This is a genomic window from Kribbella sp. NPDC026611 (assembly GCF_040638345.1).
In the GTDB taxonomy this organism is placed as follows: Bacteria; Actinomycetota; Actinomycetes; order Propionibacteriales; family Kribbellaceae; genus Kribbella.
Window position 1 is genome coordinate 116,205 of the sequence record NZ_JBEZYC010000014.1, and the last position, 22,368, is coordinate 138,572.

At 68.0% G+C, this 22,368-nt stretch carries 20 protein-coding genes and 1 pseudogene; 7 read left to right on the forward strand and 14 right to left on the reverse strand.

Going from position 1 to position 22,368, the window contains the following annotated elements; translation table 11 throughout:
• Positions 1 to 49 precede the first annotated feature (49 nt).
• Positions 50 to 1,375, reverse strand: coding sequence for an ABC transporter substrate-binding protein (locus AB0E69_RS38945; RefSeq protein WP_360158680.1), 1,326 nt, complete (start codon positions 1,373 to 1,375; stop codon positions 50 to 52).
• Between the two features lie 218 nt (positions 1,376 to 1,593).
• Positions 1,594 to 2,805 carry a radical SAM family heme chaperone HemW gene (gene hemW, locus AB0E69_RS38950; RefSeq protein ID WP_360158683.1) on the reverse strand — a complete coding sequence of 404 codons (1,212 nt, stop codon included), beginning with the start codon at positions 2,803 to 2,805 and terminating at the stop codon, positions 1,594 to 1,596.
• A 74-nt stretch (positions 2,806 to 2,879) separates the two neighbouring features.
• Here hemW and AB0E69_RS38955 point away from each other — a divergent pair, with 74 nt between their 5' ends.
• Entirely contained in the window at positions 2,880 to 3,320 is a 441-nt protein-coding gene (locus AB0E69_RS38955) for a hypothetical protein (RefSeq protein WP_360158686.1), read from the forward strand.
• A gap of 87 nt (positions 3,321 to 3,407) precedes the next feature.
• Positions 3,408 to 4,061 carry a hypothetical protein gene (locus AB0E69_RS38960; RefSeq protein WP_360158689.1) on the forward strand — a complete coding sequence of 218 codons (654 nt, stop codon included), beginning with the start codon at positions 3,408 to 3,410 and terminating at the stop codon, positions 4,059 to 4,061.
• A 162-nt stretch (positions 4,062 to 4,223) separates the two neighbouring features.
• Here AB0E69_RS38960 and AB0E69_RS38965 read toward each other — a convergent pair whose 3' ends face one another.
• The 5 genes and pseudogenes from AB0E69_RS38965 to AB0E69_RS38985 all read right to left on the reverse strand — a co-directional run bounded on the left by AB0E69_RS38965 (position 4,224) and on the right by AB0E69_RS38985 (position 10,376).
• A complete protein-coding gene (locus AB0E69_RS38965; RefSeq protein ID WP_360158692.1) occupies positions 4,224 to 4,646 on the reverse strand; it encodes a hypothetical protein in 423 nt (140 codons plus the stop codon).
• A 725-nt stretch (positions 4,647 to 5,371) separates the two neighbouring features.
• A complete protein-coding gene (locus tag AB0E69_RS38970; RefSeq protein WP_360158695.1) occupies positions 5,372 to 7,198 on the reverse strand; it encodes a long-chain fatty acid--CoA ligase in 1,827 nt (608 codons plus the stop codon).
• 289 nt (positions 7,199 to 7,487) lie between these two features.
• A pseudogene (locus AB0E69_RS38975) lies at positions 7,488 to 8,512 on the reverse strand (aspartate-semialdehyde dehydrogenase).
• Positions 8,513 to 8,659: 147 nt separating this feature from the next.
• A complete protein-coding gene (locus tag AB0E69_RS38980; RefSeq protein WP_360158698.1) occupies positions 8,660 to 8,845 on the reverse strand; it encodes a tautomerase family protein in 186 nt (61 codons plus the stop codon).
• A 28-nt stretch (positions 8,846 to 8,873) separates the two neighbouring features.
• Positions 8,874 to 10,376, reverse strand: coding sequence for a sodium:solute symporter family protein (locus tag AB0E69_RS38985; RefSeq protein ID WP_360158701.1), 1,503 nt, complete (start codon positions 10,374 to 10,376; stop codon positions 8,874 to 8,876).
• A 146-nt stretch (positions 10,377 to 10,522) separates the two neighbouring features.
• Between AB0E69_RS38985 and kduI the strand changes: the two genes are divergently transcribed.
• The 3 genes from kduI to AB0E69_RS39000 are packed head-to-tail and all read left to right on the forward strand — an operon-like array spanning position 10,523 to position 12,886.
• Complete coding sequence (kduI, locus tag AB0E69_RS38990; RefSeq protein WP_360158704.1) at positions 10,523 to 11,359, forward strand: 5-dehydro-4-deoxy-D-glucuronate isomerase; 837 nt, start codon at positions 10,523 to 10,525, stop codon at positions 11,357 to 11,359.
• Entirely contained in the window at positions 11,356 to 12,111 is a 756-nt protein-coding gene (locus tag AB0E69_RS38995) for an SDR family oxidoreductase (protein ID WP_360158707.1), read from the forward strand. The genes kduI and AB0E69_RS38995 overlap by 4 nt, the downstream gene beginning before the upstream one ends.
• Before the next feature lie 19 nt (positions 12,112 to 12,130).
• Complete coding sequence (locus AB0E69_RS39000) at positions 12,131 to 12,886, forward strand: IclR family transcriptional regulator (RefSeq protein ID WP_360158710.1); 756 nt, start codon at positions 12,131 to 12,133, stop codon at positions 12,884 to 12,886.
• Here the strand turns inward: AB0E69_RS39000 and AB0E69_RS39005 are convergent.
• Genes AB0E69_RS39005 through AB0E69_RS39020 form a run of 4 tightly spaced genes read right to left on the reverse strand, consistent with a single transcriptional unit; the run spans position 12,865 to position 16,916 of the window.
• Positions 12,865 to 14,070, reverse strand: a complete 1,206-nt coding sequence (locus AB0E69_RS39005; protein ID WP_360158713.1) for an MFS transporter — start codon at positions 14,068 to 14,070, stop codon at positions 12,865 to 12,867. The genes AB0E69_RS39000 and AB0E69_RS39005 overlap by 22 nt on opposite strands.
• 35 nt (positions 14,071 to 14,105) lie before the next feature.
• Entirely contained in the window at positions 14,106 to 14,732 is a 627-nt protein-coding gene (locus AB0E69_RS39010) for an MOSC domain-containing protein (RefSeq protein ID WP_360158716.1), read from the reverse strand.
• Between the two features lie 10 nt (positions 14,733 to 14,742).
• Positions 14,743 to 16,410: an MFS transporter gene (locus AB0E69_RS39015; protein WP_360158719.1), complete on the reverse strand. Its 1,668-nt coding sequence runs from the start codon at positions 16,408 to 16,410 to the stop codon at positions 14,743 to 14,745.
• Entirely contained in the window at positions 16,338 to 16,916 is a 579-nt protein-coding gene (locus AB0E69_RS39020; RefSeq protein ID WP_360158722.1) for a TetR/AcrR family transcriptional regulator, read from the reverse strand. The genes AB0E69_RS39015 and AB0E69_RS39020 overlap by 73 nt, the downstream gene beginning before the upstream one ends.
• Positions 16,917 to 17,025: 109 nt before the next feature.
• Between AB0E69_RS39020 and AB0E69_RS39025 the strand changes: the two genes are divergently transcribed.
• The gene (locus AB0E69_RS39025; protein ID WP_360158725.1) at positions 17,026 to 17,952 is read left to right on the forward strand and encodes an SDR family oxidoreductase; all 927 of its coding nucleotides are present in this window, start codon (positions 17,026 to 17,028) and stop codon (positions 17,950 to 17,952) included.
• Here the strand turns inward: AB0E69_RS39025 and AB0E69_RS39030 are convergent.
• Genes AB0E69_RS39030 through lepA form a run of 3 tightly spaced genes read right to left on the reverse strand, consistent with a single transcriptional unit; the run spans position 17,940 to position 21,346 of the window.
• Positions 17,940 to 18,521: a TetR/AcrR family transcriptional regulator gene (locus AB0E69_RS39030; protein WP_360158728.1), complete on the reverse strand. Its 582-nt coding sequence runs from the start codon at positions 18,519 to 18,521 to the stop codon at positions 17,940 to 17,942. The two genes, AB0E69_RS39025 and AB0E69_RS39030, sit on opposite strands and share 13 nt — an antisense overlap.
• Before the next feature lie 10 nt (positions 18,522 to 18,531).
• Positions 18,532 to 19,434: an aminoglycoside phosphotransferase family protein gene (locus AB0E69_RS39035; RefSeq protein ID WP_360158731.1), complete on the reverse strand. Its 903-nt coding sequence runs from the start codon at positions 19,432 to 19,434 to the stop codon at positions 18,532 to 18,534.
• A 22-nt stretch (positions 19,435 to 19,456) separates the two neighbouring features.
• Entirely contained in the window at positions 19,457 to 21,346 is a 1,890-nt protein-coding gene (gene lepA, locus AB0E69_RS39040; protein WP_360158734.1) for a translation elongation factor 4, read from the reverse strand.
• Between the two features lie 100 nt (positions 21,347 to 21,446).
• On the opposite strand from lepA, the gene AB0E69_RS39045 reads away from it, so the two are divergent.
• Positions 21,447 to 22,337 carry a hypothetical protein gene (locus AB0E69_RS39045; RefSeq protein WP_360158737.1) on the forward strand — a complete coding sequence of 297 codons (891 nt, stop codon included), beginning with the start codon at positions 21,447 to 21,449 and terminating at the stop codon, positions 22,335 to 22,337.
• Positions 22,338 to 22,368 lie beyond the last annotated feature (31 nt).

The following is a 22,368-nucleotide window of genomic DNA, read 5'->3' on the forward strand; positions in this document are numbered from 1 at the left end:
GGCTCGCGTTCACACCGTAGTACGTCCCAGGTCGATGCAGGGCTAACTTTTAGCTTCCTCGTCGCGTGTTGGCGGCGGTTTCGGACTGGTCGAGGGCCTGCTTCCAGCCGGCCTCGGGGGAGAGCTTGCCGGCGTCGACCTTCGCCAGGATCGCGCTGAAGATCTGGTTGATCTCGCCGTCGCGCGGGCCCTTGTGCTGCTTGAGGATCACGTTGCGGGCCCGGTTGATGAAGATCTGTCCGACCGGCGCGTTGTTGAAGTACGGGTTGATCTGCGACTTCACCTGCGGGTCGTCGTACGCGTCCAGCGTGGACGGGAACGAGCCGATCTTCTTGAACACCTTCACCTGCTGCTCCGGTGCGGTCAGCCAGGCCGCCAGCTTGGCCGCCTCCTCCGGCTGCGCCGACTGCTTCGGCACGGTCAGGTACGAGCCGCCCCAGTTGCCGCCACCGCCGGGGAATACGTCGGCGACGTCCCACTTGCCCTTGCCGTAACCGCCCGCGTTGTCCTGGATGACGCCGAGCAGCCAGCCCGGGCACGCCATCGTCGCGAACTTGTCCGTCTGGAAGGCCGCGTTCCACGCGTCGCTCCAGGCCGGCAGCCCTGCGGACAGACCGTCCTTGCTGCCCTGGACGACCTCGTTCCAGGTCTGCTTCAGCCGCGGGTTCTCACGGGCGAGGAAGCGATCCTGGTTCGAGTAGTAGGCCTGGGCCAGCTGGTTACGCATCGCTTCCCAGGTCAGTACGGCGGAGTCGTACCACGCCGAGCCGTGGACCTTGGCCTTGAACCTGCGCCCGGTGGCGAAGTACGACGGCCAGTCCTGGAGCAGCTGTGCCACCTTGGCCCGGTCGGTCGGCAGCCCGGCCTTCTGGAACAGGTCGCGGCGGTAGCAGATCGCCTCCGGGCCGATGTCGGTGCCGTACCCGATCACCTTGCCGTCCTGCGTGGTCGCGCCGGCCACCTTCCAGTCCAGCCAGCGGTTGGACAGGTCGTTCGCGCCGTAGTCGCGGAGGTCGACGAACTGGTCCGACTTGGCCAGGTACTTGTAGATCCAGCTGACCTCCATCGCCTCGATGTCGGCCAGCCCGGCGCCCCGCTTCAGGTTCGCCTCGAGGTTCTTGATGTGGTCGTCGACGGTCTTGGCGCGCTGCTCGACGATCTTGATGTTCGGGTGCTCGGCCTCGTACTCGGCGTACAGGTCGGCGTACCCGAACTCGTTGAAAGTCGCGATGGTCAGCTCGATCTGGGGACCGTCGGTTTTGTTGCCTCCGGCATCGGATGAGGCCGGTTCGCTGCCACCGCAGGCGGTGGCGAGCAGGATGGCACCGCAGGCGAGGACCGCGGCAACGAGGCGGTAGCGGGCACTGGGCCGCATGGGTACTGCTCCCTGCAACTGGACGGTGTTGAGAGCGCTTTCGGATCGCGAAAGTGAGCTGAGTCTCAGTGCTTCACCGTGGGTCTGTCAAGCGCCTCGCCGTCACACTGAGACACGAAGGCCAGCAGGTCCTGACATAGTGTCGGTGCTGGTCACGCTGTGAGTCATGACCGTCACCGACGGCTTTGCTACCTGTCAGTTCGCTGTGCGTAACCGGTCTAGGGCAAGAGATCCCGGACCACGGCGTCCGCCAGTAACCGGCCGCGATCGGTGAGCGTCAGCCGCTCGCCGACGACCGTCGCCAGCCCGTCCTCGACGACCTGATCGACGGCCTTTCGGCCGTCCGCGTCGAGTACGTCGAGCGGCAGTCCCGCTCGGAGACGCACCTCGAGCAGGACCCGCTCAACTCGCCGGGTCTCGTCGTCGAGTGTCTCGCGGGCGTGAGCAGGGCTGTCGCCGGTGCTGATTCGCTCCGCGTACGCGCTCGGGTGCTTCACGTTCCACCACCGGACGCCGCCGACATGGCTGTGCGCGCCAGGTCCGATGCCCCACCAGGTGTCGCCGCGCCAGTAGAGCTCGTTGTGCCGGCAGCGGGCGGCTTCCGTGCGCGCCCAGTTGGAGACCTCGTACCAGTCGAGGCCCTCGGCTGTCAGCAGCTCGTCGGCGAGCACGTACTTGTCCGCGAGGTCGTCGTCGTCCGGCATCGGCAGCTCGCCGCGGCGGATCCTGCGGGCGAGCTGCGTACCGTCCTCGACGATCAACGCGTAGGCGCTGACGTGGTCGGGCTGGGCCGACAAAGCGGACTCCAGAGAGGCGCGCCAGTCGTCGAGGGTCTCGCCCGGGGTCCCGTAGATCAGGTCGAGGTTCACGTGCTCGAAGCCGGCGGAGGTCGCCTCTTTGGCGGCCTGCAGCGCGCGCCCGGGAGTGTGCTGGCGGTCGAGGATCTTGAGCACGTGCGGCGAGGAGCTCTGCATGCCGAAGCTGATCCGGTTGAAGCCGACCGCTCGCAGCTCGTCCAGGTAGGCCGGGTCGACCGACTCAGGGTTGGCTTCGGTCGTGACCTCCGCGTCGGGCGCGAGACCGAATTCGTCCCGGACGGCGGCCAGCATCTTCCCTAGATCCGCCGCAGGCAGCAGGGTCGGCGTACCGCCACCGAAGAAGACCGTGTCGACCGGACGGTCCAGGTCCCCCAGCACCCGGCGGGCCAGACGCACCTCGTTGACCGCGGTATCGGCGTACGACGCCTGCGAACCGCCACCACCCAGCTCCTTGGCGGTGTACGTGTTGAAGTCGCAGTACCCACACCGGACCGCACAGAACGGGACGTGCAGGTAGAACCCCAACGGCCGGTCAACGGCCTCACGAACAGCAGCTTCCGGCAGCACCCCATCCCGGGGCGCAACCTCCCCCTCGGGCAATGTCGACGGCACACCCCCAGCTTACGGACTCCTTCACGGGACCTCCGCGCCCGCTCCTCGCCCCAGCGTGTGCTGCACTGGGGCGCATGATCGCAGTTCTGCTGCTGTTCGCGCTCATCATCGCCCTGATCGTCGGGCTCTGGGGCTTGGGCACGACCGTCTCCGGCCTGGTCCGCCGCCGGCCGAGGCGCAGCCTGCGCGGTCTGGCGATGGTCACCGGTTCCATCGCTGTCGTGGTCTATGCGAGCGCGACTGCATTCGTCGCAATGGAACTGGGCGACGGCGGCACCGACTCCTCGCCTCCGCACGCCTGCCAGACGGCCCTCCCGGACCGCGACGCCACGATCACGGGCTACGACGCGGGATACTTCCCACCGCACTTCAACTGCCATCTGAACAACGGAACCCAGTACTCCGGACACGTGGTCCCGCGCTTCGTCCTACCCATCACCCTCGTCGCCACGACCGCGACCGTGCTCCTCGCGCTGGCGGCCCGCCGACCTGTCCCGGCCCGATCCGTCTCATAGTTCGGCCAACGGGGTAGACAAAAGTGCAGGGTGGGTGGGGAGCCAGGTGCGGTCAACGGGTGGGTGATCGCGGCGAGGCTCGGGGGTATGGGAAAGCTTCGGTGGTTGTGGCTGGTGGGCGGGCTCGGCTTGAGCCTTGTCGGGTGCTTGGTGCTGAGCGTGATGCTGAGCTTGCTATTGCTGGCGGATCGGTTGTTGGTGGCACGGCTGGGTCCGTTGGCCGGGATCAGCTTCCTGATGGCGTGGGCGGCTCCGGTCGTCAATCCGTTCCTCGAGCATCGCCCTGTCCTTCCCAGCGTGGCGGCGTACGCCGGTGTCCTCGGCCTGGTGCTGGTCGGTGGTGGGGTGCGGCTCGCGCTTGCTCCGCAGGTGCAGGATCTCGTCCGGGACGCGGGTGTCAGCGTGTCTCAGGCCGCCGAGGCGCGGAAACCGGAGCTCGGAAGCAACCGGGAGGGTTTCGAGGCGCTCAACGCGGACCTGTTCGCGCAGACCCGACGCGAGGCATCCGCCGGCGCGCAGATCGTCGCCTGGCCGGAAGCTGCGGCAGCCGTCCTGGGCCCGGACTATCCGACCTTCCTGACCCGCGCCGAAGAGGTTGCCCGCGACAACCACATCTATCTCGACGTCGGCGTCGCGGTCATGCTTTCCGGTTCGCGCGACCTCGCCGTCCTCCTCTCGCCGGAGGGCAAGGTCCTGTCGACGTACGACAAGGCGCACCCGGTCTGGTCCGCCGTCAACTGACGTCAACCAGCCCCATCCCCCTGACTCGATCGATTGATGCATCCGCAATGCGGTTCCCTTGCGTCATTCGATCGGGCCTTCGCCCTCCAGTTCCCCAAGCATCAACAACAGTGTCACTGTCCACCTCCCGCTGGTAAATCCATAACGGCTTCGGAGCCGTCGTCAGCCGACAGTCGCGCCGCTGGCGTCGGGTCGTTTGCGGAACAGCGAAAGGTCATAGCCGGTACCCGTCACACTGCTTACGAGCGCCTCCCCGTCGGCCGTCTTGAAGGAAAGCTCAGTGAGGGCAAGCCCAGAGAGGAATGCACCCTCGATCGGGTAGGCGTCGCCATGCTTCTTGATCTGAGCCGACAACTGCTTGCCGAGGTACTGCGACAGGCTCACGTGCTCGCCCGTCCCCATACCACCAAGCTTCCGACCAAGTTGGCCTTTCAGCTCGGGATACCGCTGATCCAGCTTGATGGCCAACTGGTACGTCGTGACAAACGCCTTCCCGTAGTGGTGTCCATCGGCGTTCACGACCGGAACGGCAGACAACACCTGGATGACTTTGGCTTCTACTTCATGATCACTCCACGCACTCATGCCCGAACACTTCCGCAACGCTCCACGATGGTCAATGCGCAGGCAACGATTGACTGCGCACCGGTTTCCAGGACTAAAGCGGCAGAAAACCGCTGCCAGAAAGACCTTCTCGAGTACGAGCGACCACCCGGGGGCCACCTGCACCACCGAGAAGAATGTTGCAGCGCACACCGCGACGGGTACGCCGATGCCACGCCGGACAGCAGTCGCTGACCACATTCCACCGCACCGCAGGACGCCCCTTCCGTTGCACGCGACCACGTAGCAATCACCGCGATGGAACCGAGCAACTCGACGGGAACAACACGACTCACCACCTCGTCCCGAGCCACCAGCAACACCCCCGCGACCACGCTGTAGTCACCCGCGAGCGCAGCGAGCAACCCGCGGGCGCCAGCCCGCAACACGCCAGCGCCAGCTGGCACAACGCGAGCGCCAGCTCGCAGGAGGCCGGCGCTAAGCCGGAGGGTGGTGGGAGCGGCGCGCAGCACGGCGACGAAGGAGCCGCGCGTAGCACCGCGTGGGAATGACACCACTCACCACCTGATCACCAAGTCACCAGCGGCACCCCGCGACCACCCCGTGGTCACCGCGAGCGCAGCGAGCAGCACGCGAGCGGCAGCTCGCAGGAAGCCGGCGTTTAGCCGGAGGGTGGGTGGGAGCGGGTGGAGCGGGCGCGTCGGAGGAGCTTGCGACGACAGAGCGTCCGCGTAGCTCGCGTGGGGTTACTCGTACATTTTGTCGAGGAGGTCCGCGTACTGGGTTTCTACGTATTTGCGTTTCAGTTTGAGGCTGGGCGTCATTTCGCCGGATTCGATGGTGAGGTCGCGGTCGAGGATCGTGAATTTCTTGATGGTTTCCCAGCGGTTCAGCGTCGAGTTGAGCTCGTCGACGTACGACTGGACCATCTCCCGGGCGGCGTCCGACGTGACGATCTCGGCGTACGGTTTGCCGGCCAGACCGTGGTCAGCGGCCCAGCCCTCGATCGCGTCCGGGTCGAGGGTGACGAGGGCGGAGACGAAGTTGCGCAGGTTGCCGTGGACGATGAACTGGCTGGCGTACGGGCAGATGGTCTTGAAGCGCCCCTCGATCACCTGCGGCGCGACGTACTTCCCGCCGGACGTCTTGAAGAGGTCCTTCTTCCGGTCCGTGATCACCAGGAACTCGTCCTCGAAGTGCCCGATGTCCCCGGTGTGCAGGAACCCGTCGCCATCGAGGACCTCATCGGTCTGCGCCGGCAGGTTGTGATACCCGCTCATCACCCCGCCGCCCTTGATCAGCACCTCACCGTCGTGCGCAATCACGACCGTGGTCCCGGGAAACGGCACCCCCACACTCCCCAGCTTGTACTGCGAAGGCCGGTTCAACGTCGACCCAGCCGCCGTCTCCGACAAGCCGTACCCCTCGAGAATCAGCAACCCGGCAGCGTGGAACCACTCCGCCAACGTCCTGTCCAACGCCGCCGACCCGGACACGAAGAACCGGATCCGCCCGCCGAACCGGTCCCGGATCTTCGAGAGCACCAACCGGTCCGCCGCCGCGAACTGCGCCGCGAGCAACCCGGACGGCTCCCGCCCGGCCTGCCGCAACGCCGACACCCGAGCTCCGACACCAAAAGCCCAATCGAACAATCGAGCCCGCGCCCCGCCCTCCGACTTGATCATCGTCACGATCCGCGCGTGCGCCTTCTCGAAGATCCGTGGCGCCGCCGCCATGAACGTCGGCTGTACGACGGCAGCGTTGTCGACGATCTTGTCGATCCGCCCGTCCACCGCCGTCGCGAACCCGATCTGGAACTGGACCGCGAGCAGCACCTGGCCGAACACGTGCGACAACGGCAGCCACAAGAACTGCAGGTCGTCCGGCGAGAGCACCCGCATCCCCTCGACCGCCGCGCCCTCGTACGTCCACACCGAGTGCGGCAGCCGCACGCCCTTCGGCCGCCCGGTCGTCCCGGACGTGTAGATCAACGTGCACAGATCGTCCGGCGAGATCCGCGCGACCCGCTCGTCCACGGCCGACGGATGCTCCTTCAGATAGGAATCACCCAGCGTATCCAGCTCCCCAAGGCTGATCACCCAGTCCCCGTCGTCCGGCGCGGGCGACCCGTCGATCAGCACCACCTTCCGCACCGAAGCCGAAGCGGAGCGCAGCTTGTCGACCTGCCCCGCGTCCTCCGCGAACACCACCTGTACGTCGGCATCCGCCACGATGTACGCGACATCGTCCGAGATCGTCGACGGGTAGATCGTGGTCGTCGCGGCCGCGGCGAGTACGGCGGCCAGGTAGCACTCGATCCACTCGATCCGGGTGTTCGCCGCGATCCCGACCCGCTGCTCCGGCTCCAGGCCGAGCGCGATCAGGCCGGCCGCGCGCCGCCGTACCAGCTCGTCGGTCTCGCGCCACGTCACCGACGTCCATTGCTCACCGCGCGGGAAGCGGAACGCCTCGCGGGCAGGCGTGGCGTCGACCCGGTCCAGGAACATCTGGGCCATGGTCTCTTTGCGGTTGGTCGCGAGCGCGAGCAGGCCGGAATCGGCGACAGGCTTCATAACTGGCCTCCATCGGGGGTCAATAGGTCGTGTCTCCCGGCCCCACGCCGTAGCGAGCAGGTGCGCGGTGCGGTGCATCGGCGCGCGGGGGCGAAGGGTTAGATGCGGAGCATCTTGCCCTTTGCACCCGTGCGCCGAGGTGCCGTACCGCGTGCCGCGCAGTAGGCGTGGGGCCGGGAGACACGACCTGTACCGGAGGGTAATAGCAACCAGCCGTCGATGACCATGCCACCCGCGCGCCCGACTGAACCTTCTACATCACGTTTCCGCAACGCAAGTGGCGAAGATCTCAGCGCTGGGCGAGCAGCTCCGCGATCTGTACGGCGTTCAGCGCCGCCCCCTTGCGCAGGTTGTCGTTGGATACGAAGAGAACGAGCCCGCGACCGCCGGCGACGGACTGGTCCTGACGGATCCGGCCGACGTACGACGGGTCATGGCCGGCCGCGAGCAGCGGCGTCGGGAGGTCCGCGAGTGCCACCCCAGGTGCGCCGTCGAGCAACGAGACGGCCTGCGAAGGGGTCAGCGCCTCAGCGAAATCGGCGTGGATGCTCAACGAGTGACCAGTGAAGACCGGAACCCGGACACACGTCCCGGCCACCGGCAGCTCCGGGAGGTGCAGGATCTTCCGGCTCTCGTTCCGCAGCTTCTGCTCCTCGTCCGTCTCACCGGTGCCATCGGCAACGATCGAGCCGGCCAGCGGAAGCACGTTGAACGCGATCGGCCCGGCATAAACCTTCGGCTCTGGCAGCAGCACACCTTCCGTACCGCGAGCCAGCCGCCCGCCAACAGAAGCCAGCGCACGAGCCTGGTCCTCGAGCTCGCTCACCCCGACCCCACCCGAGCCCGACACAGCCTGGTACGTCGAGACCACCAGCCGGGTCAGCCCCGCGGCGCGGTGCAGCGGCGCAAGCACCGGCATCGCAGCCATCGTCGTGCAGTTGGGGTTCGCAACGATCCCCTTCGCGATCGAGTCGAGGTCCTCCGGATTCACCTCGGAGACGACGAGCGGTACGTCGGGATCCATCCGCCAGCCGGACGAGTTGTCGACGACGACGGCGCCGGCCGCCGCGACCCGCGGTGCGAGCTCGCGAGAAGCCGTCTTCCCGTTGGAGAACAGCGCAGCTCGAGCCCCGCGAAGTCGGCCGTCGCGGAGTCCTCGACCACCACTGACCGGTCCCCGAACGGCAACGTCTGACCCGCCGACCGCGCCGAGGCGAAGAACCGCACCTCGTCCACCGGGAACCGCCGCTCCAGCAGCAGCTCCCGCATGACCCCGCCGACCTGACCCGTCGCACCGAAAACACCTACTCGCATGGGCACGACAGTAGTTGGTGCTCGCCGCGCCCGCCCGGATGTTTCGGGGAGCGGACGCGCAGGCCATCACAATCCGGCGGCTCGAGCGCGTCGGGGCGGGGACGGCAGGTAGGCGGCCGGTTGTGATGGCCTGGCGGTCCGGGCAGGTCAGGAGTCGGAGACCAGGACCCCGCCGTTCGCGACATCGGTCGTCTCGATCTCCTGGAAGACGATGCGGACGGACTCGCGCTTGGCGTTCAGGATGCTGATCGCGGACTCGGTGACCGCGGCGACGAACTCGCGGCGCTGGTCGAGGGTACGACCGGACAGCAGCTCGACGGTGATGTTCGGCATGAAGGGTTCTCCAGCAACTAGTAGTTTTTCAGGACACTGCGGCGGGGCGACGGACCAACGTCTCGTCCGGGTCCGTGTTCAGCGAGTCGACCAGCTCGTCGACGCCCGGCCGGTGCTCCGGGGCCAGCAGACCGAGGCCGACGTACACCACCAGAGAGGTTGCCAGCGGCAACGCTACGACCAGGGTCGTATCGGTCGATCCGATGCCCCACTTGACGATCGTCCACGCGATCAGCCCGATCGCCCAGGACGCCAGCGCCGCCCGCGGTCCGCTCCGCCGGAACCACGGCAGCAGGCCGAGCATCAGCGGAATCGCGATCGGTCCCATCGTCGCGGCGACCAGGTCGACGACGATCTTGAGCACGACGCCTTCGCCGTTCGTCGCGATCGCGATCAGCATGCTGACCGTGACGAAGGTGAAAGTGACGATCCGCGCCATCTTCAGCGTCGCCTTGTCGGTCAGCCGCCGAACGCGCGGCACGATCACCGGCGCCAGGTCCCGGGTGATCACGGACGAGATCGCGTTGGCGTCCGAGGCCACCATCGCCATCGTGTGCGAGAAGAACCCGGCCAGCACGAGTCCGATCAGACCGCCCGGCAGCAGCAGCTGCGCCAACTGGACGTACGACTGCTCGGGCTTCCCCGGGTGCACGAGCAGCGGCGCCGCACACATCGGGATGAACAGGATCAGCGGCCAGACCAGCCACAGGATCGACGAGAGCAGCGCGGACTTCTTCGCCTGGGTCCCGGACGGCGCGGCCATGTAGCGCTGCGCCAGGTTCCACATGCCGCCGTTATACTCGAACGTCTTGATGAACAGGAAAGCGATCAAGAAGATCGGCGTGTACGGCCCGTTCAGCGCATGCCCGTGACCGGCCGGCAACTGGTCCCACATCTTCCACAGCGTCGGTACGCCGTCCAGGTGGTGCAGCACGCCGACGAACATCGCGACGCCGGCCCCGAACTGGATGACGAACTGCCCGAAGTCCGTGAGTACGTCGGCCCACAGCCCGCCGAGCGTCGCGTACGCCATCGTGACCACGCCGGTGAGCAGGATCCCCCAGCGCATCGGTACGCCGGTGAACCCGTGCAGCAGGACGGCGATCGCGACCCATTTCGACGCGATGTCGACGACCTTGAGCGCGGCGCCGGAGTACGCGAGGGCCTGTTGCGTCGGCAGGTTGTACCGGCGGACGAGGTACTCCAGGGGTGACACCACCCCATGTTTCGCGCGCAACCGGTTCCAGCGCGCGGCGAAGAGGAACGCGCCGATGCCGACGCCGACGCCGATCGACACGGCCCACCAGACGTAGACGGTGATGCCGTAGGTGTAGGCGACCGCGGCGAAGGCGACGAACATGACGGCGCTGTAGCCGGACATGTGGTGCGAGATGCCGGACAACCACCAGGGAATCCGGCCGCCGGTCGTGAAGTAGTCCACGACCGTCTTGATCTTGGTGCGCGACCAGACTCCGATCAGCACCATCAACACGAAGTAGCCGACCAGGACTGACCAGTCCAGTGCGGTCATGGGGATCCTCCCAGGGGCGATGGGCGAGTGGTTGGAAGGTTCCATCTAATAGAACCTAGTGTCAAGACACGGAACCCGGAACAATTCAGCCCGCAGTTCCAGCAGTTTCGATTGACACCTGGTTCTGTCGAGTAGAACCTAGTTCCGTGAATGCACACCCGCTCCTTCAGGTCCGCCACGCCACCCACCCGTCCCAGGTACCAGGCTTCGGCACCGCCGCACTCCGCGGGCATTACCTCGTTGACGACCTCTTCACGCCGGACGCGATCACCGCGGTGCTGACCCACCACGACCGGATCGTGCTGGCCGGCGCCCGCCCCGCGAACGGCCCGCTGACCCTCAGCACCTACCCGGAGCTGCGCAGCGAGTACTTCCTCGAGCGCCGCGAGGCCGGCATCGTCAACGTCGGCGGACCCGGCACGATCACCGCGGACGGCACGAAGTACGAGCTGACCACGGGTGCCTGCCTGTACGTCGGCCGCGGCGTCCGCGAGGTGGTCTTCGACGGACCCGAGGCAGCGTTCTACATCTTCTCCGCGCCCGCGCACACCGACTTCCCGACCGCGCAGGTCAACCCCGGCGAGGGCAACCGGCTCGAGCTCGGCGACCAGCAGACCGCGAACCGGCGCACGATCGACCAGTACATCCACGCCGACGGCGTCCGCAGCTGCCAGGTTGTGCTCGGCGTCACCACGCTGCACGCCGGCAGCACCTGGAACACCATGCCCGCGCACACCCACGATCGGCGTACAGAGTGCTATCTGTACTTCGGTCTCCCGGAGAGCGAGCGGATCGTCCACCTGCTCGGCGAGCCCGAGGAGACCCGGCACCTGATCGTCGCGGACCGGCAGGCGGTCATCTCGCCGAGCTGGTCGATCCACTCCGGCTCCGGCACCTCGTCGTACAGCTTCGTCTGGGCGATGGCCGGCGAGAACCAGGCGTTCGGGGACATGGACGGTGTCGATGTACGGGATCTTCGGTGAGCCTGTTCAGCCTTGAAGGACGAACGGCGCTCGTCACGGGAGCGCGACGGGGTATCGGCGCGGCCATCGCCGCCGGGTACGCCGCCGCCGGCGCCGACCTGGTGCTGATGGCGCGGGACGCGGCGCTCGAGGACACGCTGGAGGCGATCAAGCAGAACGGCGGCGGCGAGGCGTCGGTGGTGACCGCCGACTTCGCCGACCCGGCAGCTGTCGAAGCAGCGGCCGTAGAACTGGCACTGGCCAGGCAGATCGACATCCTGGTCAACAACGCGGGCACGATCCGGCGCGCCCCGGCAGCCGAGACCACAGCCGCGGACTGGCAGCACGTGATCGACGTCAACCTCAACTCCACCTGGGCGGTCACGCGCCCGATCGGCGCCGCGATGGCGGCCCGCGGGACCGGGAAGATCGTGACGATCGCGTCGTTGCTCAGCTTCCAGGGCGGGATCCGCGTCCCTGCCTACACGGCCAGCAAGCACGCGGTCGCGGGACTGACCCGGGCGCTGGCCGGAGAGTGGGGCCCGGATGGGGTCCAGGTGAACGCGATCGCTCCGGGGTACATCAGTACCGACAACACCACCGACCTGCGGGCGGACGAGGCGCGCGAAACGGCGATCCGGCAACGGATCCCGGCCGGTCGCTGGGGGCGGCCGGAAGACCTCGTCGGCGCTGCGGTGTTCCTCGCCTCGCCGGCGTCCGACTACGTGAACGGACACGTTCTCGCGGTCGACGGCGGCTGGCTGGCCAGATAGGAGTGGCAGGATGTCGGACATGAGCTCGCCCTCGGCCATCGACAAGACGCTGATGGTGCTGGACGCCGTGCTGGAGCACTCGCGGTTCACCGACGTGGTGAATGCGACCGGTCTGGCGAAGTCGACCGTGCACCGGATCATGGCCTCGCTGGTCGAGCACGAGTTCGTCGCGCAGGCCGAGGACGGTTCGTACCACCCCGGGCCGAAGGCGCTGCGCCTGGCCGGGCATGCGTTGACCAACGTGGATCTGGCCACTGTTGCTCGTCCGGTGCTCGCGGACCTGGTCGCGCAGACGCGTTGCACGGTGCACGTCGGCCTACTGAACGGCGACGAGGCGATCTACGTAGCGCGCCTCGACGGCCCGAAGCCGTACCGGATGCCGTCGCGTGTGGGCAAGGCGATCTGGCTGCACTGCACCGGCATCGGCAAGGCGCTGCTCGCGGAGAAGGACGAAGAGGACCTCGACGTCCACATCACCCGGACCGGCTTGCCGGCGCGTACGCCGTTGACGCACACGACCGCCGCTGCGCTGAAGGCCGACCTCACGCAGACCCGCGCCCGCGGTTACGCACTCGACGACGAGGAGAACGAGCCTGGCATTCGCTGCGTCGCCGCGGTCATCCACGACCACACCGGCGCGGCCGTTGCCGCGGTCAGCATCTCCACGCTTTCCCTCGAGCAGTCGATCGCACAGGTCGCACTGATGGCCCCGACCGCGATTGAGGCCGCGCGGAAGATCTCAGCCGCGCTCGGCTACCGCGAACCGACCAACTGACGCGCCGCAGCCCACCGGACCACCGGCACGAACAGGACCCCGATCACGGCAAACCACACGCCGAGGATGATCCAGCCGGGGACGCCGAGTCCGAGCGGGAGCAGCGTGAGTACGGCGGGCGCGACCATCGAACTGATCGACGTACTGGTGTTCCAGACGCCTTGGTACTGGCCTTGGGCGTGCTCGCGGGCAAGGTCGAAGCCGAGCAGGAATGAGCCGGACGACTGCAGCAACTCGCCCGCTACCTGGACCAGCGCCGCGATCGCCAGGACCGCGACCGCGATCACGGCGTCACCGGCCGAGGCAGTGGCGAACAGCACCATGGATGCCAAGAGCAACAATCCCGCGGTGCGGGTCGCGCGGGCAGCGGTCGCGGTGTCGACGATGCCGCGGGAGGCGCGGACCTGGAGTAGGGCGACGACGGCGGCGTTCACGATCAGCGGCAGGGCGGCAGCCCAGTGCGGCGCGTCGGTGTGGTCCACGACCCAGAGCGGGATCGCGATGTCGATGACCGAGTAGTGGATCGAGATCGCGGCGTTGAGCGCCGACACCGCCAGGTAGCCGCGGTCGGTCAGCGCGACCCACACCGGTCCGTCGGTGCGCGGGCGTGGCTCGACCCGCGGTACGGCGATGACGACCAGGGCGGCGGCGACGCCGAGGACGACGTACACGCCGTACATCAGCCGGTACGACGTCGCCGTACCGAAGGAGAGCGCGATCGCGCCGAGGCCGGCGCCGGCGGTGACACCGATGTTGGTCATGGACCGGAGGTACGCGCGGGCCGCGACCCGCTCCGGGCCCGCGGTGACGCCGGCGATCAACGCGAACCGGACCGCGTTGGAGCCGCGGTCGAGGACGGTCACCACGGTCGCGACGACGAGGAACTGCCAGAAGGTGCCGATGACCAGGTAGAGCACGGCAAGCAGCGACATCAGCAGGCTGAGGATCACGAAGAGAGTGCGCGGGCCGCGGCGGTCGGCGAGGTGGCCGAACGGGATGCCTGCCGCCAGCCCGAACAGGCCGGCGATAGTCAGGCCGAGACCGATCTGCGCGATGGAGAGGCCGACGACGCGGTTGAAGTACAGGACGCTGATCGTCATCAGCAGGCCGTTGCCGACCCGGCTGAGCAGCGTCGCCAGGGCCAACGGGCGCATTGGACCCGGAGCAGGGAGCAGTTTCCTCACGCTGTCATCGTGAGGCATATGCGACTAGGTCGCAACTAGCCGCGGGCGATCACGCGCTCGGCGGTGGCGCGGAGCTCCTCCATGAGGTCCACGCCGGAGTCGAGCATGCCGCGCATCTTCCGGCCGTCCTGGGCCGCGAACATGTCCCTGATCGTGACCTCGTGGTTCGGGCGGCTGAGGATCTCGATGTCGTCGCCCGCCGCGATGGTGCCGGTGCGGAGAACCTTGAGGTAGGCGCCCGGACGCCCGGCTTGATGGAAGCGTTTGACCCAGCGCGGCTCCTGCATGCGGTGCTGGAAGGTGATGCACGGAGTGCGCGGCGCGCGGACCATCACCTCGACCTCGGGGCCGATCCGCCAGACCTCACCGAGGAGCGCGCCGTTGATATCGAGACCCTCGGTGCGGAGGTTCTCGCCGAACAGGCCGGTCGGGATCGCCCGGTTCAGTTGCCCGGACCACCAGGTGGCGTCCTCTTCGGCGTACGCGTAGAGGGCCTGGTCGGGGCCGCCGTGGTTGTCGGTGTCGCAGACGCGGTCGCCGGCCAGACCGAGCTCGCCCACGCGGACGCGACCCGACTGCGGGCGCTTGTCGATCGCGGTCCAGCCGGTGTCCTTGGGACCCGGGAGGAGCTCCTCCACCACGTTGACCGTCAGCAGCCGCATACCTCCATCGTCAGGCCGGGTGGGCCGCCGGTTCTACTGGTTTTAGTACGGCGATGATCAGCAACGTCGCCGTGGTGATGGCGGCGCCGGTCCAGGCGGCGGTGGTGTAGTCGGCCTCGGTCGGGAAGGTCTTGGCGGCGAGGATCAGGCCGGCGAGGGCGCTGCCGGTGGAGAAGCCGACACTGCGGACGACCGCGTTGACGCTCATCGCGCTGGCGGTCTCGGCGGGCGGGGTCGCGGCGAGGATTGCGGCGGGCATCGCGGCCGAGAAGGCGCCGACGCCGAGGCCGAGGACGGCCATGGCGATAACGGGTTCGGCGAGGTGGTTGCGGGTGGTTGCGAAGAGTAGGAAGGCGACGAGGACTACCGCAGTACTTGCTGCTAGCAACAACCGGGGCCGGTCGCGCCAGCGCGGGACGAGGCGGCCGGCGACGAAGCCGAGGATCGAGAACGGGACCAGGACCAGACCGGCCTGGAAGGTGTCGAGACCGAAGCCGTAGCCCGCTTTCGCTGGGGTTTGGACGTAGCGGGTGATGAGGCTGAAGAGCAGGTACATGCCGACGCCGCCGGTGAGCATGACGAGGTTTGCGGCGGCTACGGTTGGGTGCCGGAGGAGCCTGAGGTCGACGAGCGGTTGGTCGGTGCGAGTCTCGAGGTACGCCCAGACGGCAAGCAGCGCCAGTGCCGCCGCGAGTACGACTGCCGAGACGATCGTGTGGTGCTTCTGGCTGATCACCAGGAGGACCGCGGGTAGGGCGATCGCGAGCAGGACCGCACCGCGGACGTCGAGGCGGGTGCGGGGACGCGGTGGGGCCGGCGGCAGTACGACGGCTGCCGCGGCGAAAGCGGCAACGGTGACGACGAGGCCGAGCACGTAGGCCGCGCGGACGCCGGCAAGGTCTGTCAGCAGTCCGGAGAGCGGGTACCCGATGCCGATCCCGGCGGTCGACGCAACGGACAGCAACGCGATCGTGCGTGCTGCCCGCTCCTGGTCGAGATGGTCTCGCGCGGTCGCCATCAACAGCACCAGCAACCCGAGCCCGGACCCCTGCATCGCCCGACCAACCAGCAATCCCGCAAACGACGGTGTCACCACCGTCAGCAGACTCCCGACAACCTCCACACCCAGCATCACCAGCACGACGGTCCGCCGCCGAGGCCCCGACCCCAACCGCCCCAGCACCGGAGTCGCCACCGCCCCCACCAGCAACGCAATCGTCAAGGTCCACTGCGCCGCCGCCAACGAAACCCCGTACTCCCCCGCAACAGCAGTAATCAACGGAGCCCCCAAACTCCCAATAACCGCCGCCCCCAACCCCACAAACACCAACACCCCAGCAAGAGAACGTGAGGACGAGGACGCCCCCTCGACCACCCCAGACGCGTCGGTCCTGCCCGCTACGCCCGGCGCGCCCGGTGAGGCGGTCACGCCCGGCGCTGCATTCGCGCCCGGCACGGCCGCTGCCCCAGGCACGGCACCTGGCCCCAGCGCGCCCGGTGGGACCGGTGGGGCCGCTGCCTCTTCCCCACCTGTAGTAGAGCCAGCCACCTGCCGACGTGCGGTGGACGCGTCACCCACTTCGTCTCGACCTCCCAGATTCGCGCTCACTGGTTGGTCTCCGTGGTGATGTGGTGGAAGAGGCCTGGTTTTACTCGGGTTCTGGCTTGCTGCGACCACTCCGTGTCGAAACTGTGGAGGTCGAGGGCGGCGCTGGTGTTGAGGAGCATGCCGAACGCCAGGAAGGCTTTGATCGTGACCGGGTCCAGGGCGGCCGTGTCCGCGACCGCCTGCCAGAGCTTGCCGAAGCTCACTCGCACCGCATCCCGGACCTCGCCGTCACCCGCGGCCGCAGCAGCGATGCCCTGGAGTTGCAGGAGGAGCGTCGTACGGTCGGCGAGCATGTCGTTGTACTCCTGACCCATCGCGGTCAGCGCCTCGATCCCGCTCGTACCACCCGCGGCCGCGAGCATCGCCAGCGTCATCCGGGAGAACGCCGCGTCCACGCACGCCAGGAACAACTGCTTCTTCGTCCCGAACAACCGGAACACGTACGCCTGCGTGATCCCGGCCCGGCGCGCGATCGTCTCGGTGGACGCCCCGGCCAGCCCGCCCGCCGCAAACTCCTCCTCGGCGATCGCGAGGATCTGCTCCCGCCGTTCCTGCCCTGTCATCCGTGTCGGCATGGCCTCGAAGTTAGTAGTTACTACCTACTAACTACAACCCTGCCGACCTGTCTCGTGCATTACATTTACGAGTGTATATTTACATCAGTACACTTAAGGAGCTGACGAGATGACAGAGCAGTTCACCCGCCGCCGCGTGATCACGACCGGCGCGGTCGCCGGCGTCGCCGGAGTAGCAGCCGGCGCGGCCGCCGGTATCGGATTCGTGCAAGGCGCGGCCAAACCCCCGACCATCGAGGCGTCGGCGCGCAAACGATTCACCGGCAAGGTCGTCCTGATCACCGGCGCCACCAGCGGCATCGGTCGTGCCGCGGCGCTCCTGTTCGCCGCCGAGGGCGGCAACGTCGGCTTCTGCGGTCGCCGCGAACAGCTCGGCCGGCAGGTCGAGGCCGAGATCCGCCAGGCCGGCGGCGAGGCGACGTACCTCCGCGCCGACGTCCGCGTCGAGGACGACGTACGGCGGTTCGTCGACGGCGTCGCGGCGAAGTACGGCGGACTCGACGTCTGCTTCAACAACGCCGGGATCAGCGTCGAGCGCCCGCTGCACGAGTACACGACCGCGGAGTGGGACGACGTCACCAACACCAACCTGCGCGGCAACTTCCTCGCGCTCAAGTACGAGGTCCCGCACCTGCTGGAGCGCGGCGGCGGCACCGTGGTCGTGACCTCGTCCTCCAACGCCATCGCGACCACCGAGAGGCGCTCGGCGTACACCGCGACCAAGCGCGGCCTGGTCGGCCTCGTCCAGTCCGCCGCCCACGACTACGCGGCGCAGGGAATCCGGATCAACACCCTGATCCCCGGCACCACCAACACCGACTTCGTCCGCCGGCTCGCCGGCATGATGAACGTCCCCGACAGCGTCTGGAACGCGCTCGCCGCCAACTGGGGCAAGTCGCACGTCCACGGCCTCCAGCGGATGGCGACGCCGAACGAGATCGCCACCTTCGCGCTGGCGCTCGCGTCCGACGACTTCCCGTATCTGACCGCTTCGCAGCTGGTCATCGACGGCGGAAAGACTGCCTACGCAGGATGATCGACGAGGTGCCGGACGAGGCGATCGACGTACCTGACCTCGTCCGGCAGGTCGAACCACGGCATCGCGACGACGAGCTGGGCCCGGCCGTGCAGGGCGAGCCAAAGCTCCAGCGAGGTCTCCTGTACGTCGTCCGTCCTCACGGCACCCACCGCGTCGATCAGCGGCTGGAAGGCGGCCCACCCAAGCTCCACCAACTCCGGAGCCGGCGTGCTGGGTGTGTCGGTACGCCGGTGCGCATGGAACATCACCGCATACCGCCCGGGATGCTCCCGCGCGTAGCCGAGATACGCCAGCGCCAGCGCCCGTACGTCGCCCTTCGCCTCGAGCAGCGTGTCCCGCAGCTCGGCGAAGAACAGCGCCTTCACCGCCCGCAGCAGGCCCTGCAGATCCTCGAAGTGCAGGTACAACGCGGTCGGGCTCACCCCGGTCGCCGACGTCACCGTCCGCACCGACAGCTCGTTGAGGTCGTGCGTCTCCAGCAGCTTCGCCGTCGCCGTCACCAACGCCTCGCGCAGGTCCTCACCCGACCCTCGCGGGCTCCGGGCACGACGATTGGCAACGGTCACGGGTTTGAGTTTAGTCCTGGATCGCTTTCACAATGGCGATGTTGCGGGTCAGCCAGTCCTGCGGCAGCGACTCGTCGGTGGTCCGGATCGCCCCGAGCACGTTGACCAGCTGCCGGACGATCACCCAGTCCCGGGCACGGTCCTCGTCCAGGCCGGCCGCGTCGATCGCGGTGTAGAACCGTTGCCGGACCGCGAACCGAAGGTCGCCGGCGGCAACGACCTCGTCCCACCGGTTCCAGATCAGCGGCGCGACCTCGTAGTGCGGATCGCCGGACAGCGGCTTCGGGTCGATCACCAGCCAGGGCTCGCGCTCGGCGGCCAGCATGTTCTCGTAGTGCAGGTCGGTGTGGATCAGCCGCCCGTCGGTCGCGGGGTCGGAGGCGAAGTCCTCGGCCAGCGAGATCGCCTGCTCGACGTACCGGTGCGGCACCGGCGCCGACATCGGCAGCTGCCGCCACCGCTCCAGCCAGCCCTTCAGCTCACCGGACAGCGTCCGGTACTGCGGACCGGCCGGGACGTGCAGCCGCTTGTAGGTGGACCCAACGATCTCGCACGCGTCCAGCGCATCGATCGTGGTCAGGTCCCGAGTCTCGAGCCGCTCCAGGAGCAAAGCGAACCGCCGCGGGTCGGCGCGCAGCAACTGTACGGCGCCGTTCCCGCCCCAGGCCCGGAGCGCGAGGTGCTCGGTCTCAGCCTCGACGTGCGGGAACTGCACCTTCAGCACCGCCCGCTGATTGTCAGCAACTACCGGCACCACCAGCGCGCAGTTTCCATAAGCCGATGGGCCGTCGACCCGCAGCTTCCACTCATCGAGCAAGTCCCGAACCAGCCGTTGCAGACGATCCAGCCAGTCGACCCATTCCGGCCCACGGGTGGCAACGACCCGGAGCCCCGCCGGGATCTCGACGGGCACTAGGCGGACCTCGGCCGGCGCACTACTTCTTGCCGGCCTTCTCCGCGGAGTCGGTGGTCCGGAGGGCGGCGATGAAGGCCTCCTGCGGGACCTCGACGCGACCGACCATCTTCATCCGCTTCTTGCCTTCCTTCTGCTTCTCGAGCAGCTTGCGCTTCCGGGTGATGTCACCGCCGTAGCACTTGGCCAGGACGTCCTTGCGCATCGCGCGGATCGACTCGCGGGCGATGATCCGGGACCCGATCGCGGCCTGGATCGGCACCTCGAACTGCTGCCGCGGGATCAGTTCCTTGAGCTTGCCGGCCAGCGCGACGCCGTACGCGTAGGCGTTGTCGCGGTGCACGATCGCCGAGAACGCATCGACGGTCTCGCCCTGCAGCAGGATGTCGACCTTCACCAGCTGGGCCGACTGCTCGCCGGTCGGCTCGTAGTCGAGCGAGGCGTACCCCTTGGTCTTCGACTTCAGCTGGTCGAAGAAGTCGAAGACGATCTCGGCCAGCGGCAGCGTGTAACGCAGCTCGACCCGGTCCTCGGACAGGTACTCCATCCCCTGCAGGTTGCCCCGCTTGGTCTGGCAGAGGTCCATGATCACGCCGATGTAGTCCTTCGGGCTCAGGATCGTGGCCCGGACCACCGGCTCGTAGATGTCCGCGATCTTGCCCTCGGGGAACTCGCTCGGGTTGGTGACGACGAACTCCTTGCCGTCCTCCATCACCACCCGGTAGACCACGTTCGGCGCCGTCGAGATCAGGTCGAGGTCGAACTCGCGCTCGAGCCGCTCCCGGACGATCTCCATGTGCAGCAGCCCGAGGAACCCGCAGCGGAACCCGAACCCGAGCGCGCCGGAGGTCTCCGGCTCGTACTGCAGGGCGGCATCGTTCAGCTGCAGGCGCTCGAGCGCGTCGCGCAGCGTCGGGTAGTCGTCGCCGTCGATCGGGAACAGGCCGGAGTACACCATCGGCTGCGGGTGCTTGTAGCCGCCGAGCGGCTCGGTCGCGCCGTGCACGGACGCGGTGACGGTGTCACCGACCCGGGACTGGCGGACGTCCTTCACGCCGGTGATCAGGTAGCCGACCTCGCCGACGCCGATGCTCGGCGCCTTCATCGGCTCCGGCGAGATGACGCCGACCTCGAGCATCTCGTGCACCGCGCCGGTGGACATCATCTTGATCCGGTCGCGGTGGTTCAGCTCGCCGTCGACCACCCGGACGTAGGTGACCACGCCGCGGTAGGTGTCGTAGACCGAGTCGAAGATCAGCGCCCGCGGCGGAGCGTCCTTGACGCCCTTCGGCGGGTCGACCTGGGCGACGATCTCGCTCAGCAGGTCCTCGACGCCGGCGCCGGTCTTGGCCGACACCTTCAGCACGTCGGACGGGTCGCAGCCGATGATGTGCGCGAGCTCGGCGGCGTACTTCTCCGGCTGCGCGCTCGGCAGGTCGATCTTGTTCAGCACCGGGATGATGTGCAGGTCGGCGTCCAGCGCGAGGTACAGGTTCGCGAGCGTCTGCGCCTCGATCCCCTGCGCGGCGTCGACCAGCAGCACGGCACCCTCGCACGCCTCCAGCGAGCGCGACACCTCGTAGGTGAAGTCGACGTGGCCGGGCGTGTCGATCATGTTCAGGATGTACGTCGTACCGTCCGGAGCCAGCAGGCCACCGGGCGTGTCCGCGGCCGGGGCGAACGGGAGCCGGACCGCCTGCGACTTGATCGTGATGCCGCGCTCGCGCTCGATGTCCATCCGGTCCAGGTACTGCGCCCGCATCGACCGGTCGTCGACCACCCCGGTGATCTGCAGCATCCGGTCGGCCAGCGTCGACTTGCCGTGGTCGATGTGGGCGATGATGCAGAAGTTCCGGATCAGCGAGGGGTCGGTACGACCAGGCTGCGGCACATTCGTGGAGCCAGCGGGCACGGAGGGGTCCAGTTCGTCTCGGGTGATATCCGGTCAATCATCCCATGGGGGTCCAGCAGATTCGAAAATCACTGGCGACGGCCCGATAGCGTGGTGAGGTATGGCGCACGCTGCTGGGGTCAGGCTGCCCTACTCCGACCTGCCCACCGCACTCACCACCTGGGTGGAGCGCACCCTCGGTTCCGTCGTCGTCTCGGCCACGACACAGCAGGGCGGCTTCTCCCCCGGTACTGCGGCCCGCTTGGTCACCGCGTCCGGCCGCCGCGCCTTCGTCAAGGCCGTGGGTACGTCGCTGAACCCGAAGACGCCCAGCCTGTTCCGCCAGGAGATCGTGGCGATGCAGGCGATCGGCCCGCTGCCGATGGCTCCTCAGCTGTACGACGTGTACGACGACGGGGACTGGGTCGGCCTGCTGTTCGAGGACATCGCCGGCCGCCTGCCGTCGCATCCCTGGGTGCAGGACGAGGCGGACCGAGTCCTGGAGGCGGTGGCCGAGCTGACGGACGCCCTGGACCCGTCACCCTGGCCGGACGCACCTGTGGTGGCTGAGCGGAGCCGGGAGTTCCTGAGCCGGTGGGACAGCGTGCTGGCCGACGGTCTCGCCGTACCGTCCTGGGTCGACCCTGAGCAGTTCGCCCAGCTGGCTCGCGTTGGCCTCCGCGCACTCGCCGAGGGCAAGGCGCTGGCGCACTACGACCTCCGGGCGGACAACATCATCCTGACCGACGACCGGGTGGTGTTCATCGACTGGGCGCATCCGGGGCTGGCGCCCCGCTGGACCGACACGGTCATCCTGCACGCCGAGATGCGCGAGTCCGTCGTACTGCCGGAGCTGCCTGACGATGAGGCGATCACCGGGTTCATCGCGGCCGTGGGAGGCGGGCTGTGGTGGGGTTCGGCGCAGCCGGCGCCCCCTGGGCTCCCCACTATTAGGGCATGGCAGCGGGAGAGCGCCCTCGCCCACCTCGGCTGGGTACGCGATCGGCTCTGATGCAGCGTTCCGGCCGGACGGACGTCTCTCA